This window comes from Streptomyces lateritius, from assembly GCF_014649715.1.
Classification (GTDB): Bacteria; Actinomycetota; Actinomycetes; order Streptomycetales; family Streptomycetaceae; genus Streptomyces; species Streptomyces lateritius.
The window spans coordinates 1-13,283 of record NZ_BMTO01000034.1; the positions used below are offsets into that span (position 1 = coordinate 1).

15 protein-coding genes and 1 pseudogene are annotated in these 13,283 nt (G+C 73.0%); 9 read left to right on the forward strand and 7 right to left on the reverse strand.

The window, feature by feature from the left end:
• The 3 genes from IE136_RS34935 to IE136_RS34945 all read left to right on the forward strand — a co-directional run.
• Positions 1-180: hypothetical protein (locus IE136_RS34935; RefSeq protein WP_189602541.1), on the forward strand; the 180-nt coding region annotated here is incomplete at its 5' end.
• Positions 181-194: 14 nt separating this feature from the next.
• Complete coding sequence (cutA, locus tag IE136_RS34940; protein WP_158987072.1) at positions 195-551, forward strand: divalent-cation tolerance protein CutA; 357 nt, start codon at positions 195-197, stop codon at positions 549-551.
• Positions 548-982: a gamma-glutamylcyclotransferase family protein gene (locus tag IE136_RS34945; RefSeq protein ID WP_158987070.1), complete on the forward strand. Its 435-nt coding sequence runs from the start codon at positions 548-550 to the stop codon at positions 980-982. The genes cutA and IE136_RS34945 overlap by 4 nt, the downstream gene beginning before the upstream one ends.
• On the opposite strand, the gene IE136_RS34950 is transcribed toward IE136_RS34945, so the two are convergent.
• The 3 genes from IE136_RS34950 to IE136_RS34960 all read right to left on the reverse strand — a co-directional run bounded on the left by IE136_RS34950 (position 933) and on the right by IE136_RS34960 (position 4,669).
• Positions 933-3,035 carry a molybdopterin oxidoreductase family protein gene (locus IE136_RS34950; protein WP_158987068.1) on the reverse strand — a complete coding sequence of 701 codons (2,103 nt, stop codon included), beginning with the start codon at positions 3,033-3,035 and terminating at the stop codon, positions 933-935. The genes IE136_RS34945 and IE136_RS34950 overlap by 50 nt on opposite strands.
• A gap of 157 nt (positions 3,036-3,192) precedes the next feature.
• Positions 3,193-3,900: a SanA/YdcF family protein gene (locus IE136_RS34955; protein WP_158994245.1), complete on the reverse strand. Its 708-nt coding sequence runs from the start codon at positions 3,898-3,900 to the stop codon at positions 3,193-3,195.
• 52 nt (positions 3,901-3,952) lie between these two features.
• Positions 3,953-4,669: an aquaporin gene (locus IE136_RS34960; protein WP_158987066.1), complete on the reverse strand. Its 717-nt coding sequence runs from the start codon at positions 4,667-4,669 to the stop codon at positions 3,953-3,955.
• A 78-nt stretch (positions 4,670-4,747) separates the two neighbouring features.
• Here IE136_RS34960 and IE136_RS34965 point away from each other — a divergent pair, with 78 nt between their 5' ends.
• Positions 4,748-5,467, forward strand: coding sequence for a hypothetical protein (locus tag IE136_RS34965; RefSeq protein ID WP_158987064.1), 720 nt, complete (start codon positions 4,748-4,750; stop codon positions 5,465-5,467).
• A gap of 76 nt (positions 5,468-5,543) precedes the next feature.
• Here IE136_RS34965 and IE136_RS36330 read toward each other — a convergent pair whose 3' ends face one another.
• Positions 5,544-5,768 (reverse strand): hypothetical protein, encoded by a 225-nt coding sequence (locus IE136_RS36330; RefSeq protein WP_229819525.1) that lies wholly within the window; start codon positions 5,766-5,768, stop codon positions 5,544-5,546.
• Here IE136_RS36330 and IE136_RS34970 point away from each other — a divergent pair.
• The 5 genes from IE136_RS34970 to IE136_RS34990 all read left to right on the forward strand — a co-directional run bounded on the left by IE136_RS34970 (position 5,755) and on the right by IE136_RS34990 (position 12,485).
• On the forward strand, positions 5,755-6,531 hold the full coding sequence (locus IE136_RS34970; protein WP_229819518.1) for a sirohydrochlorin chelatase: 777 nt from the start codon (positions 5,755-5,757) through the stop codon (positions 6,529-6,531). The genes IE136_RS36330 and IE136_RS34970 overlap by 14 nt on opposite strands.
• Positions 6,532-6,568: 37 nt before the next feature.
• Positions 6,569-7,864 carry a deoxyguanosinetriphosphate triphosphohydrolase gene (locus IE136_RS34975; protein WP_158987060.1) on the forward strand — a complete coding sequence of 432 codons (1,296 nt, stop codon included), beginning with the start codon at positions 6,569-6,571 and terminating at the stop codon, positions 7,862-7,864.
• 174 nt (positions 7,865-8,038) lie between these two features.
• Entirely contained in the window at positions 8,039-9,298 is a 1,260-nt protein-coding gene (locus IE136_RS34980) for an NAD(P)/FAD-dependent oxidoreductase (protein WP_158987058.1), read from the forward strand.
• A gap of 29 nt (positions 9,299-9,327) precedes the next feature.
• Positions 9,328-11,223, forward strand: a complete 1,896-nt coding sequence (dnaG, locus tag IE136_RS34985; RefSeq protein WP_158987057.1) for a DNA primase — start codon at positions 9,328-9,330, stop codon at positions 11,221-11,223.
• 149 nt (positions 11,224-11,372) lie between these two features.
• Positions 11,373-12,485, forward strand: a complete 1,113-nt coding sequence (locus tag IE136_RS34990) for an RNA polymerase sigma factor (RefSeq protein ID WP_373309218.1) — start codon at positions 11,373-11,375, stop codon at positions 12,483-12,485.
• On the opposite strand, the gene IE136_RS36335 is transcribed toward IE136_RS34990, so the two are convergent.
• The 3 genes and pseudogenes from IE136_RS36335 to IE136_RS35000 form a co-directional block, all read right to left on the reverse strand.
• Positions 12,482-12,853 (reverse strand): TerD family protein, encoded by a 372-nt coding sequence (locus IE136_RS36335; protein WP_229819521.1) that lies wholly within the window; start codon positions 12,851-12,853, stop codon positions 12,482-12,484. The genes IE136_RS34990 and IE136_RS36335 overlap by 4 nt on opposite strands.
• Positions 12,854-12,884: 31 nt before the next feature.
• Entirely contained in the window at positions 12,885-13,055 is a 171-nt protein-coding gene (locus tag IE136_RS36340) for a hypothetical protein (RefSeq protein WP_158987053.1), read from the reverse strand.
• Between the two features lie 33 nt (positions 13,056-13,088).
• Positions 13,089-13,283 (reverse strand): annotated as a pseudogene (locus IE136_RS35000) (ABC transporter ATP-binding protein); the annotation flags it as partial.

The following is a 13,283-nucleotide window of genomic DNA, read 5'->3' on the forward strand; positions in this document are numbered from 1 at the left end:
CGCCTCTCCCACGGCCGCACCTCGTTCGTCATCGCCCACCGCCTCTCCACCATCCGCGACGCCGACGTCATCCTCGTCATGGAGAACGGCAGAATCGTCGAACAAGGCACCCACGACGACCTGCTCGCGGCCGACAGCTCCTACGCCCGGCTCCACGCCGCCCAGTTCGCGCGGGCCTGAGTACGGTGGGAGACGTGACCGTCGCACCCACCGCACTCACCGTCCTCACCACCGTCGACAGCGCCGAGAAGGCCGAGGCGCTCGCGCGCGGGGCGGTCGAGGCCCGCCTCGCCGCCTGCGCGCAGATCGTGGGACCGATCACCTCGGTCTACCACTGGCAGCGGACGATCGAGGCCAGCCAGGAGTGGCAGGTCGTCTTCAAGACGACGCAGAGCCGCTACGACGCCCTGGAAGCCCACCTGCTGGCCGTCCACGACTACGAGACCCCGGAGATCGTCGCCACCGCGATCGTCCGCGCCTCGGCCGCCTACCTGAAGTGGATCGAGACGGAGACCGGGACCGGGACGGAGACCGGGACGGCCGTTTCGTGACGCGGCCGTTCTTCGTCTACGGCACGCTCCGCCCCGGCGCGTACAACCACGACCGCTTCCTCCTCGGCCGCACCGTCCGGGAGGAGCCCGCCCGGCTCCCGGGCGGGCTGCTGTACGAAGGACCCGGCTACCCGTACGCCGTACCGGGTGAGGGAGAGATCGCGGGCGAACTCCTGACCGCGGCGCCCGGCGCGTACGGCGAGCTGCTCTCCGTACTGGACGCGCTGGAGGAGTACTTCGGGCCCGGCCATCCGCTCAACCTGTACGAGCGGGCCGAGCGCGAGGTGGTGCGGGTCGCCGACGGGACCTCCGTCCTGGCATGGGTCTACTTCGCCGCTCCCGGCACACTCCTCGGTGAGCCGGTCGCCGGCGGCGACTGGTTCAGGAGGGAGACTGCTCCACGGTCTCCAGGCGCACCGCGCACACCTTGAACTCCGGCATGCGCGACACGGGGTCGAGGGCGGGGTTGGTGAGCGTGTTCGCCCGTCCCTCGCCCGGCCAGTGGAACGGCATGAAGACCGTGTCCGGCCGGATGGCCGTCGTGACCCGGGCGGGCGCCACCGACCGGCCGCGCCGTGAGACCACCGCGACGCGTTCCCCGTCGGCCACCCCGAGGCGGGAGGCGAGCCGCGGGTGCAGCTCCACGAAGGGGCCGGGCGCGGCCGCGTTCAGCTCGTCGACCCGCCGGGTCTGGGCGCCGGACTGGTACTGGGCGACCACACGGCCGGTCGTCAGCACGATCGGGTACTCGGCGTCCGTCTCCTCGGCGGCGGCCCGGTGCACGACGGGCACGAACCGCGCCCGCCCGTCGGAGGTGGCGAAGCGGTCGAGGAACAGCCGGGGTGTGCCCGGGTGCGGCGTCTCGCCCCCGGCGGGCTCGGGGCACGGCCAGAAGACGCCGTCCTCCTCCCTGATGCGCCGGTAGCTGATGCCCGAGTAGTCCGCGGGGCCGCCGGCGGAGGCGCGGCGCAGCTCGTCGAAAACCTCCTCCGGATCGGTGGGGAAGCCCTTCTCCCAGCCGAGCAGCCCGGCGAGGGCGTGCAGCACCTCCAGGTCGCTGCGGACCCCGTCCGGCGGGGTGATCGCCCGCTGCCGCAGCAGCACGCGCCCCTCAAGATTGGTCGTGGTCCCGGTCTCCTCCGCCCACTGGGTGACGGGCAGCACCACATCGGCCAGTTCGGCGGTCTCCGACAGGACCACGTCCGCGACCGCCAGGAAGTCCAGCGAGCGCAGCCGCTCCTCGATGTGGGCGGCGCGCGGCGCCGACACGACCGGGTTGGAGCCCATCAGGAGCAGGGATTTCACCTCTCCGCCCAGGGCGTCGAGGAGTTCGTACGCGCTGCGTCCCGGGCCCGGCAGCGACTCGGGTGCCACACCCCACACCCGGGCGACGTGCGCGCGGGCGGCGGGGTCGTCGAGTTTGCGGTAGCCGGGGAGCTGGTCGGCCTTCTGGCCGTGCTCCCGGCCGCCCTGGCCGTTGCCCTGCCCGGTGAGGCAGCCGTAGCCGGAGAGCGGCCGTCCGGCGCGGCCCGTCGCCAGGCAGAGGTTGATCCAGGCGCCGACCGTGTCGGTCCCCTTCGACTGCTGCTCGGGGCCGCGCGCGGTGAGCACCATCCCGCTCTCCGCGTCGCAGAACATCCGCATCGCGTCCCGGAGCAGGGGAACCGGCACGCCGGTGATCCGCTCGACCAGCTCCGGCCAGTGGGACATCGCCCCGGCCCGGGCCGCCTCCCACCCCTGCGTACGCTCGCGGACGAAGTCCTCGTCCACCCGGCCCTCGGCGACGACGAGGTGGAGAAGACCGAGGGCGAGCGCGAGGTCGGTGCCGGGGCGGGGGGCGAGATGGAGATCGGCGTGCTCGGCGGTCCGGGTGCGGCGCGGATCGACGACGATCAGCTTTCCACCGTTCTCCTTCAGTTCGGTGAGGTAGCGCAGCGCGGGCGGCATGGTCTCGGCCAGGTTGGAGCCGACCAGGATCACGCAGCCGGTGCGCGGGATGTCCTCCAGGGGGAAGGGGAGCCCGCGGTCGAGCCCGAAGGCCCGGGTGTGCGCGGCCGCCGCCGAGGACATGCAGAAGCGGCCGTTGTAGTCGATCTGCGAGGTGGCGAGGACGAGCCGGGCGAACTTGCCCAGCGTGTATGCCTTCTCGTTGGTGAGACCGCCGCCGCCGAAGACTCCCACGGCATCGGGTCCGTGGTCGGCGCGGGTGCGGCGCAGCCCGTCGGCGACGGCGGCGAGAGCCTCCTCCCAGGTGGCGGGCTTCAGGGCACCTGTGTCAGGGCAGCGGACCAGGGGCCCGGTCAGCCTGACCCGGGAGGAGAGCACGGCCGGGGCGGTGCGGCCCTTGCCGCAGAGCGCGCCCCGGTTGACGGGGAAGTCGGTGCGTTCCACCACCTCGACCGAGCCCGCCGTGGGGCTCAGCGACATACCGCACTGGAGGGCGCAGTAGGGGCAGTGCGTGGGGGTGGTGACAGCCTCGGACATGTACAAGAGCGTGCGACGCGCGTGTTACGGGCGGGGTCGCGCCCGATTACGAAAACGGTGCATCGTGCTCCGCCGCGCACTCCGGGACGGGTGAGGGGCCGGAACGGGCCGGGACGGCACCTCCGGGCAGGGGCGGAGGGGCGTCCCCCGGGCCTCCCTACCGCGCCGAGGCGAGCGCCTCCGTCACGCCCTTCTCGCGCTCGCCGAGGAAGTGCGGGTCGGGCCGCAGGGCCGCGTCCAGGGCGGCCTTGCCCGCGGCGAACAGCTCCCGGGTGCCGCCGTAGTAGAAGGTGGCGTCGTGGGGTTCGACGACACCGACGCCGTACGACTCGATCCCGGCCGCGCCGCACAGCGCCACGGCCCTCTTGATGTGGAAGTCCTGGGTGACGAGGACGGCCCGGTCGACGCCGAAGATCTTCTTCGCCCGGACGCAGGAGTCCCAGGTGTCGAACCCCGCGTAGTCGCTGACGATCCGTCCGTCCGGCACCCCGCGGTCGGCCAGGTAGGCGCGCATGGCGTCGGGCTCGTCGTACTCGACCCGGCTGTTGTCCCCGGTGACGAGGACGACCTTGACCTTGCCGGCGCGGTAGAGCTCGGCGGCGGTGTCGAGGCGGTGCGCGAGGTACGGCGTGGGGCGGCCGTTCCACAGGCCGGCGCCGAAGACGACGGCGACGTCCTGGGCGGGGACGTCGGCGGTGGTGCGCAGCCGGCCGTCGGCGACGGCGTGCGTCCAGGTGGCCGGGGAGAGCGCGAGGACCGCGCCGAGCATGAGGGCCCGGACGGTCCGGCGGCGGGCGCGGGTGGTGCGGGGGAGCAACGGGACCCGTCCCGCCGGTTTCAGCCGGGCGGGTGTGCGAACCCGCATGTGAACCCGTGCGCGCCGCATGGACGAACCTCCGTGGATCTTGCCTGCCCCGTCACCTCGTTCGACGCAGAACGGGCCCGGTCGGTTCGCCCGCGCCGTACAGAACCGTGGCGAGGGCGACGCCGAACAGGGCGCCGAGGAGCTGCGCCCCGATGAAACCGGGCAGGGAGCCCGGGGCGATTCCGGTGAAGGAGTCGGAGAAGGCGCGGCCGACGGTGGCCGCCGGATTGGCGAAGGAACCCGAGGAGGTGAACCAGATCGCCGCCGCGATGTATCCGGCCACGGCGACGGGCGCGAACGAGGCGCGGCCGATGTGCCGCAGGCCCCGGATGAGCAGGACGAGCCCGGCGGTGGCCACGGTCTCGCCGAGCAGGAGATGGGTGTCCGAGCGCACCTGGGTCGACCAGGTGCCCGGCGCCCGCCCGAACATGGCCTCGGCGAGCAGGGCGCCGGCGACGGCGCCGGTCAGCTGCGCGGCGAGGTAGAGGGCGACCTCGCGGACCCCCGGCGCGCCTTCCTCGCCCCGTCGGGACCACCAGTCGGCGAGGGTCACGACCGGGTTGAGATGGCCTCCGGAGAGGGGGCCGAAGAGGGCGATGAGCAGACCGAGTCCGATGGCCGAGGCGAGGGAGTTGGCCAGCAGGCGGACACCGACGTCCTGGCTGAGGTCGCCGGCCCGGATGCCGGATCCGATGACGACGGCGAGCAGGGCGGCGGTGCCGACGAGTTCGGCGACGAGGCGCCGGGGGAGGGACGGGTGCACACTCATAGTGGAAAATATATTCCGGTGTACGGAAGATTTAAAAAGGAGGGGTGGGGGACGCGGCTGCCCCCGTACGATCCGCGCATGATCACAGAAGCCGCCCTGGACAACGCCCACTGGTGCGACGCCATGTGCCGCGCCCACGGCAGGCCCGGCGCCTTCGGCCCGCGTGCCTGGACCAACCCCGTCCGGACCCCGCTGTACTACCCGGACGCGGTCACGCTCACCGAGGACGCCTCGGTACGGGACGTGCTCGACGGCATCGACCGCAGCGCCCCCGGCGCCTCCGTCAAGGACAGCTTCGCCCGCCTGGACCTGGCACCCGAGGGGTTCCAGCTCCTGTTCGAGGCCCGCTGGATCCACCGGCCGGCCGGAACTGCGGCCCGGTCGCCGCGAGGGGCGCGGTGGCGGGCCGTCCGCACCGCCGCGGACCTCGCGGCCTGGGCGAGCGCCTGGAGCGGCGGCGACGCGGACGAGGCCGCCCTGTTCCGCGCCGAGCTGCTCGCCGACCCGACGACGACGATCGTCGCGGGCTACGAGAGCCACGAGGACGAGGCGGACGAGGGCCGGATCGTCGGAGGAGCCGTACTGAGCGAGCGCGCCGGCGGCCGGGTGACCGGCGTGTCCAACCTCTTCGCGGCCGACGGCACCGACCCGGCCGAGGCGTGGGCCGGCTGCCTGAGCCTGGCGGACACGACCCGCCCCGTCGTCGGCTACGAGTCCGGCGACGACCTGCTCCCCGCACGGGCCCTCGGTTTCGAGGAGACCGGTCCGCTGCGGGTCTGGCTGGACACGGGCGCCTGACAGCCGGGCGGGAGGGGTGGTGAGCCCGCGGAAAAAACTCGTGACCCGCACGCAACGGGGAGGCAACGAGCGGCCGTCAGGATCGTTCCATGACGGAGCCGGACAGCACGTTCGACAGCACCGCCGGGTTGCTCGGCCGGATCACGGCGCAGCTCGGCAACCAGCTGACCCTCCTCCACCGCGACAGAACGCGCAGGCCGCCCATGAGCACGCCAGTGAGCCCGTCCCTGAGCCCGATCCCGAACCGGTCCCGGAGCACGGCGATCAGTCCGTCCGTGAGCGAGGCCATGAGCCCGTCCATGAGGCCGTCCACGCGCCCTCCGACCCTCATAGCCGTCGGTCACGGCAGCCGCGACCCCCGGGCGCGGGCCACCCTCGCCCTGCTCCTCGACCGGGTCCGCGAGCTCCGCCCCGGCCTCGACGTCCGCCTCGCGCACATCGAGCTGAACGCCCCGCTCCTCGACGACACCCTCGCCGGCCTCACCCGGGAGGGCGGCCGGGACGCCGTGCTCGTCCCCCTCCTCTTCGGCCGCGGCTACCACGTCAAGCACGACCTGCCCGCCGCCGCTGCCGCCGCACCCGCCCTCCGTACCCGGATCGCCGCCCCCCTCGGCCCGCACCCGCTGCTCGTCGAGGCACTGGCCGACCGGCTCGCCGAGGCCGGCTGGACCCCCGCGGACAGCGCGTCCCGCTCGGCCGCCGTCGTCCTCGCCGCCGCCGGCTCCCGTGACTCCGAGTCCACCGCCGACATCCGCCGCACCGCCGCGCTCCTCGGCGAACGGCTCGGCGGGGTCCCCGTCGTCGCCGCGTACGCCTCCGCCGCCACGCCCACCGTCCCGGAGGCCCTGCGCGCCCTCGCCGCCCGCGGCCGCCACCGGATCGCCGTCGCCTCCTGCTTCACCGCCCCGGGCCTCTTCGCGAGCCGCACCGCCGCCCACGCCCCCTGGATCGCCGCGGCCCCCCTCGGCGCCCACCCCGCCATGGCCCGCCTGATCCTCCACCGCTACGACCGGTCCCGCACCGCCCCGCACACGGCCCACCCCCGGGAACTCGCCTCCGCCTGAGGGCGTAGCCGTCGGTCCGGCCGGTTACCTTCGGTGCATGGAAGGCATCACGGACACCCTGGGCTACGACGACACCGCGACCGAGCGCTGGGCCACCGAGCCCGACAAACGGCCGGGACGGACCGCCTTCCAGCGCGATCGCGCGCGCGTGCTGCACTCCAGCGCCCTGCGCAGACTCGCCGGGAAGACCCAGGTCGTCACCCCCGGAACCCGCAGCTACGCCTGGGACGCCAGCCCCCGCACCCGGCTGACCCACTCCCTGGAGTGCGCCCAGGTCGGCCGCGAACTGGGCGCCGCGCTCGGCTGCGACCCCGACCTGGTCGAGGCCGCCTGCCTCGCCCACGACATGGGGCACCCGCCCTTCGGACACAACGGCGAACAGGCGCTCAACGACTTCGCCAAGGACTGCGGCGGCTTCGAGGGCAACGCCCAGTCGCTGCGGCTCCTCGCCCGGATCGAGCCCAAGCGGTTCATCTCCGACCCCGCCACCGGCGACCCCGTCAGCGTGGGCCTCAACCTCACCCGCGCCGCCCTCGACGCCGCCACCAAGTACCCCTGGCCGCGCGGCGGCCACCCCGAGGACCCCGACTCGCCCAAGTTCGGCGTGTACGAGGACGACCTCCCCGTCTTCGACTGGGTCCGGCAGGGCGCCCCCGCCCACCGCAAGTGCTTCGAGGCCCAGGTGATGGACTGGTCCGACGACGTGGCGTACTCCGTCCACGACTTCGAGGACGGCCTGCACGCCGGACACATCGACCCGAACATGCTTTTCTCCGAGCCCGAGCGCGCCGACATCTGGACGGTCGCCGTCGGACGGTACGTACCCCGGGACACCGACCCGCAGGAGCTGGCCGACGCACTCGACCGCCTGGTCGGCCAGGAGTGGTGGCCGCACGGCTACGACGGATCGGCCGTCGCCCAGGCCCGCCTCAAGGACGCCACCAGCCAGCTGATCGGCCGCTTCTGCCTCGCCGCCGAGGGCGCCACCCGCCAGGCCTACGGATCGGGCCGCCTCACCCGCTACGGCGCCGAACTGGTCGTCCCCCGCGAGACCCGCAACGAATGCGCCGTCCTCAAGGCCGTCGCCGACCGGTACGTCATGCAGCGCGCCGAACAGGAGGCCCTCCGCGCCGACCAGCGCGTCGTCCTGGCCGAACTCGCCGAGGCGCTCACCACCCGCGCCCCCGAAGGGCTCGACCCCCAGTTCCGCGCGCTGTTCGACGCGGCCGGCGACGACCGCTCCCGCAAGCGGGTCATCGTCGACCAGATCGCCTCCCTCACCGACTCCTCCGCCCGCACCCTCCACACCCGCCTGTGCCCCCGCCGCCCGTAGGGGGCTGTCCGGCCCCGATCCGCCGGAGAGCCCCTGTGGGCTCTCCCCAGGTCGGGGCCGCCCCCTTTCGCCATCACACTCCGTGCGGGACGCTCGGCTGAGGGCCCGAGGCGGTACGGCTCGCCGAACGCCCGGAGGCGTAGCTTGGAAGCGGTCGCAACGAGGAGGCATCAAGTGGTCGACGCAGATCAGACCTTCGTCATCGTCGGCGGGGGCCTGGCCGGGGCCAAGGCGGCGGAGACGCTCCGTGCCGAGGGGTTCAACGGCCGAGTGATCCTCATCGGTGACGAGCGCGACCACCCCTACGAACGCCCACCCCTGTCCAAGGGCTACCTCACGGGCAAGGAGGAGCGCGACACCGTCTTCGTCCACGAGCCCGCCTGGTACGCGCGGAACGACATCGAGCTGCACCTCGGGCAGCCCGTCACCGCCGTCGACCGCGAGGCCCGCACCGTACGCCTCGGCGACGGCACCACGATCCGGTACGACCGGCTCCTCCTCGCCACCGGCTCCGAGCCGCGCCGCCTCGACATCCCCGGCACCGACCTCGCCGGCGTCCACCACCTGCGGCGGCTCGCCCACGCCGACCGGCTGCGCCACGTCCTCGCCTCACTCGGCCGCGACAACGGCCACCTGGTGATCGCCGGAGGCGGCTGGATCGGCCTGGAGGTCGCCGCCGCGGCGCGCGGCTACGGCGCCGAGGTCACCGTCGTCGAGTCCGAGCCCACCCCGCTCCACCACGTCCTCGGCCCCGAACTCGGCCAGCTCTTCGCCGACCTGCACGCCGAACACGGGGTCCGCTTCCACTTCGGCGCCCGGCTCACCGAGATCATCGGCCAGGACGGCATGGTCCTCGCCGTCCGCACCGACGACGGCGAGGAACACCCCGCCCACGCCGTCCTCGCCGCCGTAGGCGCCGCCCCGCGCACCGCCCTCGCCGAGGCCGCGGGGCTCAACCTCGTCGACCGCGCCCACGGCGGCGGCGTCGCGGTCGACGAGTCGCTGCGCACCTCGGACCCGGAGATCTTCGCGGCCGGCGACATCGCCGCCGCCCACCACCCGCTCCTGCACACCCGGCTGCGCGTCGAGCACTGGGCCAACGCCCTCAACGGCGGCCCGGCCGCCGCCCGCGCCATGCTCGGCCGGTCCGTCTCCTACGACCGCGTCCCGTACTTCTTCTCCGACCAGTACGACCTAGGCATGGAGTACTCCGGCTGGGCGCCCCCCGGCTCGTACGACCAGGTGGTCGCCCGCGGCGACGTCGGCAAACGCGCGTTCATCGCCTTCTGGCTGAAGGACCGCAGGATCCTCGCCGGGATGAACGTGAATGTGTGGGACGTCACAGAGCCCATCCAGCGGCTCATCCGATCCGGTGCCCAGGTGGACCCGGAGGCCCTCGCGGACCCCTCCGTACCCCTGGAGAACCTGATCTGATCACCCCGCCGCCGCCGTAGACTTCACGCGTGGCAGGCAGGATCAACGATGACGACGTGAAGGCGGTACGGGACGCGGTCCCGATCGACGCCGTCGTGTCCGAGTACCTCCAGCTCCGCAACGCCGGCGGCGGCAACCTGAAGGGCCTGTGCCCCTTCCACGACGAGAAGTCCCCCTCCTTCCAGGTCAGCCCCAGCAAGGGCCTCTTCCACTGCTTCGGCTGCCAGGAGGGCGGGGACACCATCGCCTTCGTGATGAAGATCGACCACCTCTCCTTCTCGGAGACGGTCGAACGCCTCGCCGCCAAGGCGGGCATCACCCTGCGGTACGAAGAGGGCGGCTACAACCCCGGCCACCAGCGCGGCGAGCGCATCCGCCTCGTCGAGGCCCACCAGGCCGCCGCCCGGTACTACATCGAACAACTCGGCAGCCCCGAGGCCGAGATCGGCCGGAAGTTCCTCGCCGAGCGCGGCTTCGACCAGGCCGCCGCCGAGCACTTCGGCGTCGGCTACTCCCCGGCCGGCTGGGACCACCTCACCCGCTTCCTGCGCGGCAAGGGCTTCTCCGACAAGGAGCTGATCCTCTCCGGACTCTCCCAGGACGGCCGCCGGGGCCCCATCGACCGCTTCCGCGGCCGGCTCATGTGGCCGATCCGGGACGTCGGCGGCGAGGTCGTCGGCTTCGGTGCCCGCAAGCTCCGCGACGACGACAACGGCCCCAAGTACCTCAACACGCCCGAGACACCGATCTACAAGAAGTCCCAGGTGCTGTACGGCATCGACCTGGCGAAGAAGGACATCGCCAAGGTCAGCCGGGCGGTGGTCGTCGAGGGCTACACCGACGTCATGGCCTGCCACCTCGCCGGCGTCACCACCGCCATCGCCACCTGCGGCACCGCCTTCGGCGGCGACCACATCAAGATCCTCCGCAGGCTCCTGATGGACAACGGGTCGGCCCGGGTGATCTTCACCTTCGACGGCGACTCCGCCGGCCAGAAGGCCGCTCTGCGCGCCTTCGAGGACGACCAGAAGTTCGCCGCCGAGACATACATCGCCATCGCCCCCGACGGCATGGACCCCTGCGAACTGCGGCTCGCCAAGGGCGACCAGGCCGTGGCCGAACTGGTCGAACCGCGCACGCCGCTCTTCGAGTTCGCGCTGCGCCAGATCGTGAAGCGCTACGACCTGGAGACCCCGGCCGGCCGGGCCGCCGCCCTCGACGAGGCCGCGCCGATCGTCGCCCGGATCAAGAACGTCGCCTCGCAGCACGAGGTCGCCGTGCAGCTCGCGGGCATGCTCGGCATCCTCGACACCCAGTTCGTCGTCAAGCGCGTCGCCCAGATCGCCCGCTGGTCCCGCGACCGCGGCGGCCGCGGCCCCGCGCCCGCCCCCGGCCAGAACCGGCAGACGGCCGCGCCCGTCCAGGCACCCGCCGGCCCCGCCGGCCCCGCGCTCAACCTGCGCAGCCCCGCCCACCGCACCGAGCGCGAGCTGCTCAAGCTCGCCCTCCAGCGCCCCGAACTGGTCTCCCCGGCCTTCGACGCGTACGGCATCGACGAGTTCACCGCCCCGCCCTACGCCGCCGTCCGCCAGTGCATCCAGGACGCGGGCGGCGCGACCGGCGCGCCCCCGGACTACCTGGACGCGGTCCGCGAGGCCGCGCCCAACGACACCGTGCGCGCCCTCGTCACCGAGCTCGCCGTGGAGACGATCTTCGCCAAGACGGTCGACGAGGCGTACGCGGGCGACCAGCTCGTCACCGTCCGCCTGCGCGCCGTCGACCGCCGCATCCGCGACGTCCAGGGAACCCTGGCCCGCCTCGGCGGCAACGGAGACCCCGAGCGGGTCGCCGCCGTGCAGAACGAACTGTGGGTCCTCACCCAGTACGGCCAGTCGCTCCGGAACAACGGGGCCGCGGCGCTCTGAACGGCAGGGAGCGCTCTGACGTTCGGTGACCCGCCGAACTCAAAAAGTCACCGCACGCCCCTCGTGGCGGCGATGTGTCGTACCCCACACTGGGGAGCGGTGCCTGAGCCCCCGGAGCACCGGCAGCGATCACCCTGGAGGTCGCCCCCGTGCAGACCCAGACCCTGTCCCCGACGGACGTCGTGCCCGGGCAGCGCCCGGCCGCCCACCACCCGGAGGCGCGTCCTCCCGGCGAACCGGGAGAGGCCGTCGAGAGCCCCGAGCCGGCCGAGCCCGTGGAAGGGCGCGAGTTCGTGGACGAGGAGCCGGAACCGGAGCCCGTCCCACGGCGTGCCGATCCCGGGGGCAGCGGACCCTCCTCAGACCTCTTCCGCCAGTACCTGCGGGAGATAGGCCGCATCCCGCTGCTCACCGCCGCCGAGGAGGTGGAGCTCGCCCGCCGTGTCGAGGCGGGGCTCTTCGCCGAGGAACGACTCGCCTCCGCCACCGACCTGGACTCCCAGCTGGCGCTCGACCTCGACCGGATCGTCGTCATGGGCCGCATGGCCAAGCGCCGCCTCATCGAGGCCAATCTGCGCCTGGTCGTCTCCGTCGCCAAGCGGTACGTCGGGCGCGGCCTGACGATGCTCGACCTCGTCCAGGAAGGCAACCTGGGCCTGATCAGGGCCGTGGAGAAGTTCGACTACGCGCGCGGCTACAAGTTCTCGACCTACGCGACCTGGTGGATCCGCCAGGCGATGTCCCGGGCCCTCGCCGACCAGGCCCGGACCATCCGCGTGCCGGTCCATGTCGTCGAACTGATCAACCGGGTGATCCGGGTCCAGCGCCGGATGCTCCAGGAGCGCGGCTACGAACCCACCCCCGAAGAGGTCGCCGCACAGCTCGACCTGGTGCCCGAGCGGGTCAGCGAGGTACTGCGCCTCGCCCAGGAACCGGTCTCCCTGCACGCCCCCGTGGGCGAGGAGGACGAGGTCGCCCTCGGTGACCTCATCGAGGACGGCGACGCCGCCAGTCCCGTGGAGTCAGCGGCGTTCCTGCTGCTGCGCGAGCACCTGGAGGCCGTCCTCTCCACCCTCGGCGAGCGCGAACGCAAGGTGGTCCAGCTCCGCTACGGCCTCGACGACGGCAGGCCCCGAACCCTGGAGGAGATAGGGCGCCTCTTCGGCGTGACACGCGAACGCATCCGCCAGATCGAGTCCAAGACCCTCAACAAACTGCGGGACCACGCCTACGCGGACCAGCTGCGCGGCTATCTCGACTAGCCAAGCTCCTTGACCGTGAACGTCCACGAGCCCTCGGAGCGGAGGCACAGCAGCTGCGGTCCCCGCGGGACCGGGATGGTCTGCTGCAGCGACCCGGTCTCGTTGAGGAGCAGGTCCATGTCGGGCAGACGTCCGCCGGTGCGACCGTCGACTCCGTAACTCTGGAGCCCGGAGCCGTACGCCTTTCCCAGCGGGCCGAACTTCCAGCCGCCCGAGTCCCGGAAGAACTCCGCGAAGGCCACGGCCGTCGCGTCCGGTGTGCCCGTCACCGTGTACGAGGCGACGGGCGCCCCGTCCGGGGCGACCGTCGTCAGGGTGCCGCCGTCCGCCGAGCCGGCGATCACGATCCGCTCGACCGCGGCCTCCACCTCGTTCAACTCGAGGACCAGCGCCGCCGAGTCATGCCGGACCGACCCCGGACGGATGGACCGGCTGCCCGTCGAAGACCATGTCCGCGTCCCCCCGGACCCGGCCGTCCGTGCCGAGCAGCAGCGCCGCCACGTCCACGCCCTCGGCACCCACGCGGAGGGTGACCGACGGCACCCAGGAACTCTCGGCTGTGTGACCCATGCCGTACATCACGCGGCACGGGTCACCTGCCGGTCAGTCGACTTCGGCGACCGCCTGCGCGAACTGGGCGGCGTACAGCCGCGCGTACGCACCCTCGGCCGCCAACAGCTCCTCGTGCGTTCCCTGTTCGACGATTCTGCCGTTCTCCATGACGAGGATGACGTCGGCGTCGCGGATGGTGGAGAGGCGGTGGGCGATGACGAACGAGGTGCGGCCGTGGGAGAGGCG

What these genes read in the sequence shown, in the direction of transcription:
- IE136_RS34950 (WP_158987068.1), bottom strand. Translation starts at nt 3,035, where the DNA reads ATGTCCGAGGCTGTCACCACCCCCACGCACTGCCCCTACTGCGCCCTC.
- IE136_RS34960 (WP_158987066.1), bottom strand. Translation starts at nt 4,669, where the DNA reads ATGAGTGTGCACCCGTCCCTCCCCCGGCGCCTCGTCGCCGAACTCGTC.
- IE136_RS34955 (WP_158994245.1), bottom strand. Translation starts at nt 3,900, where the DNA reads ATGCGGGTTCGCACACCCGCCCGGCTGAAACCGGCGGGACGGGTCCCG.
- IE136_RS34975 (WP_158987060.1), top strand. Translation starts at nt 6,569, where the DNA reads ATGGAAGGCATCACGGACACCCTGGGCTACGACGACACCGCGACCGAG.
- IE136_RS34965 (WP_158987064.1), top strand. Translation starts at nt 4,748, where the DNA reads ATGATCACAGAAGCCGCCCTGGACAACGCCCACTGGTGCGACGCCATG.
- IE136_RS34970 (WP_229819518.1), top strand. Translation starts at nt 5,755, where the DNA reads ATGAGCCCGTCCATGAGGCCGTCCACGCGCCCTCCGACCCTCATAGCC.
- IE136_RS36340 (WP_158987053.1), bottom strand. Translation starts at nt 13,055, where the DNA reads ATGGGTCACACAGCCGAGAGTTCCTGGGTGCCGTCGGTCACCCTCCGC.
- IE136_RS36330 (WP_229819525.1), bottom strand. Translation starts at nt 5,768, where the DNA reads ATGGACGGGCTCATGGCCTCGCTCACGGACGGACTGATCGCCGTGCTC.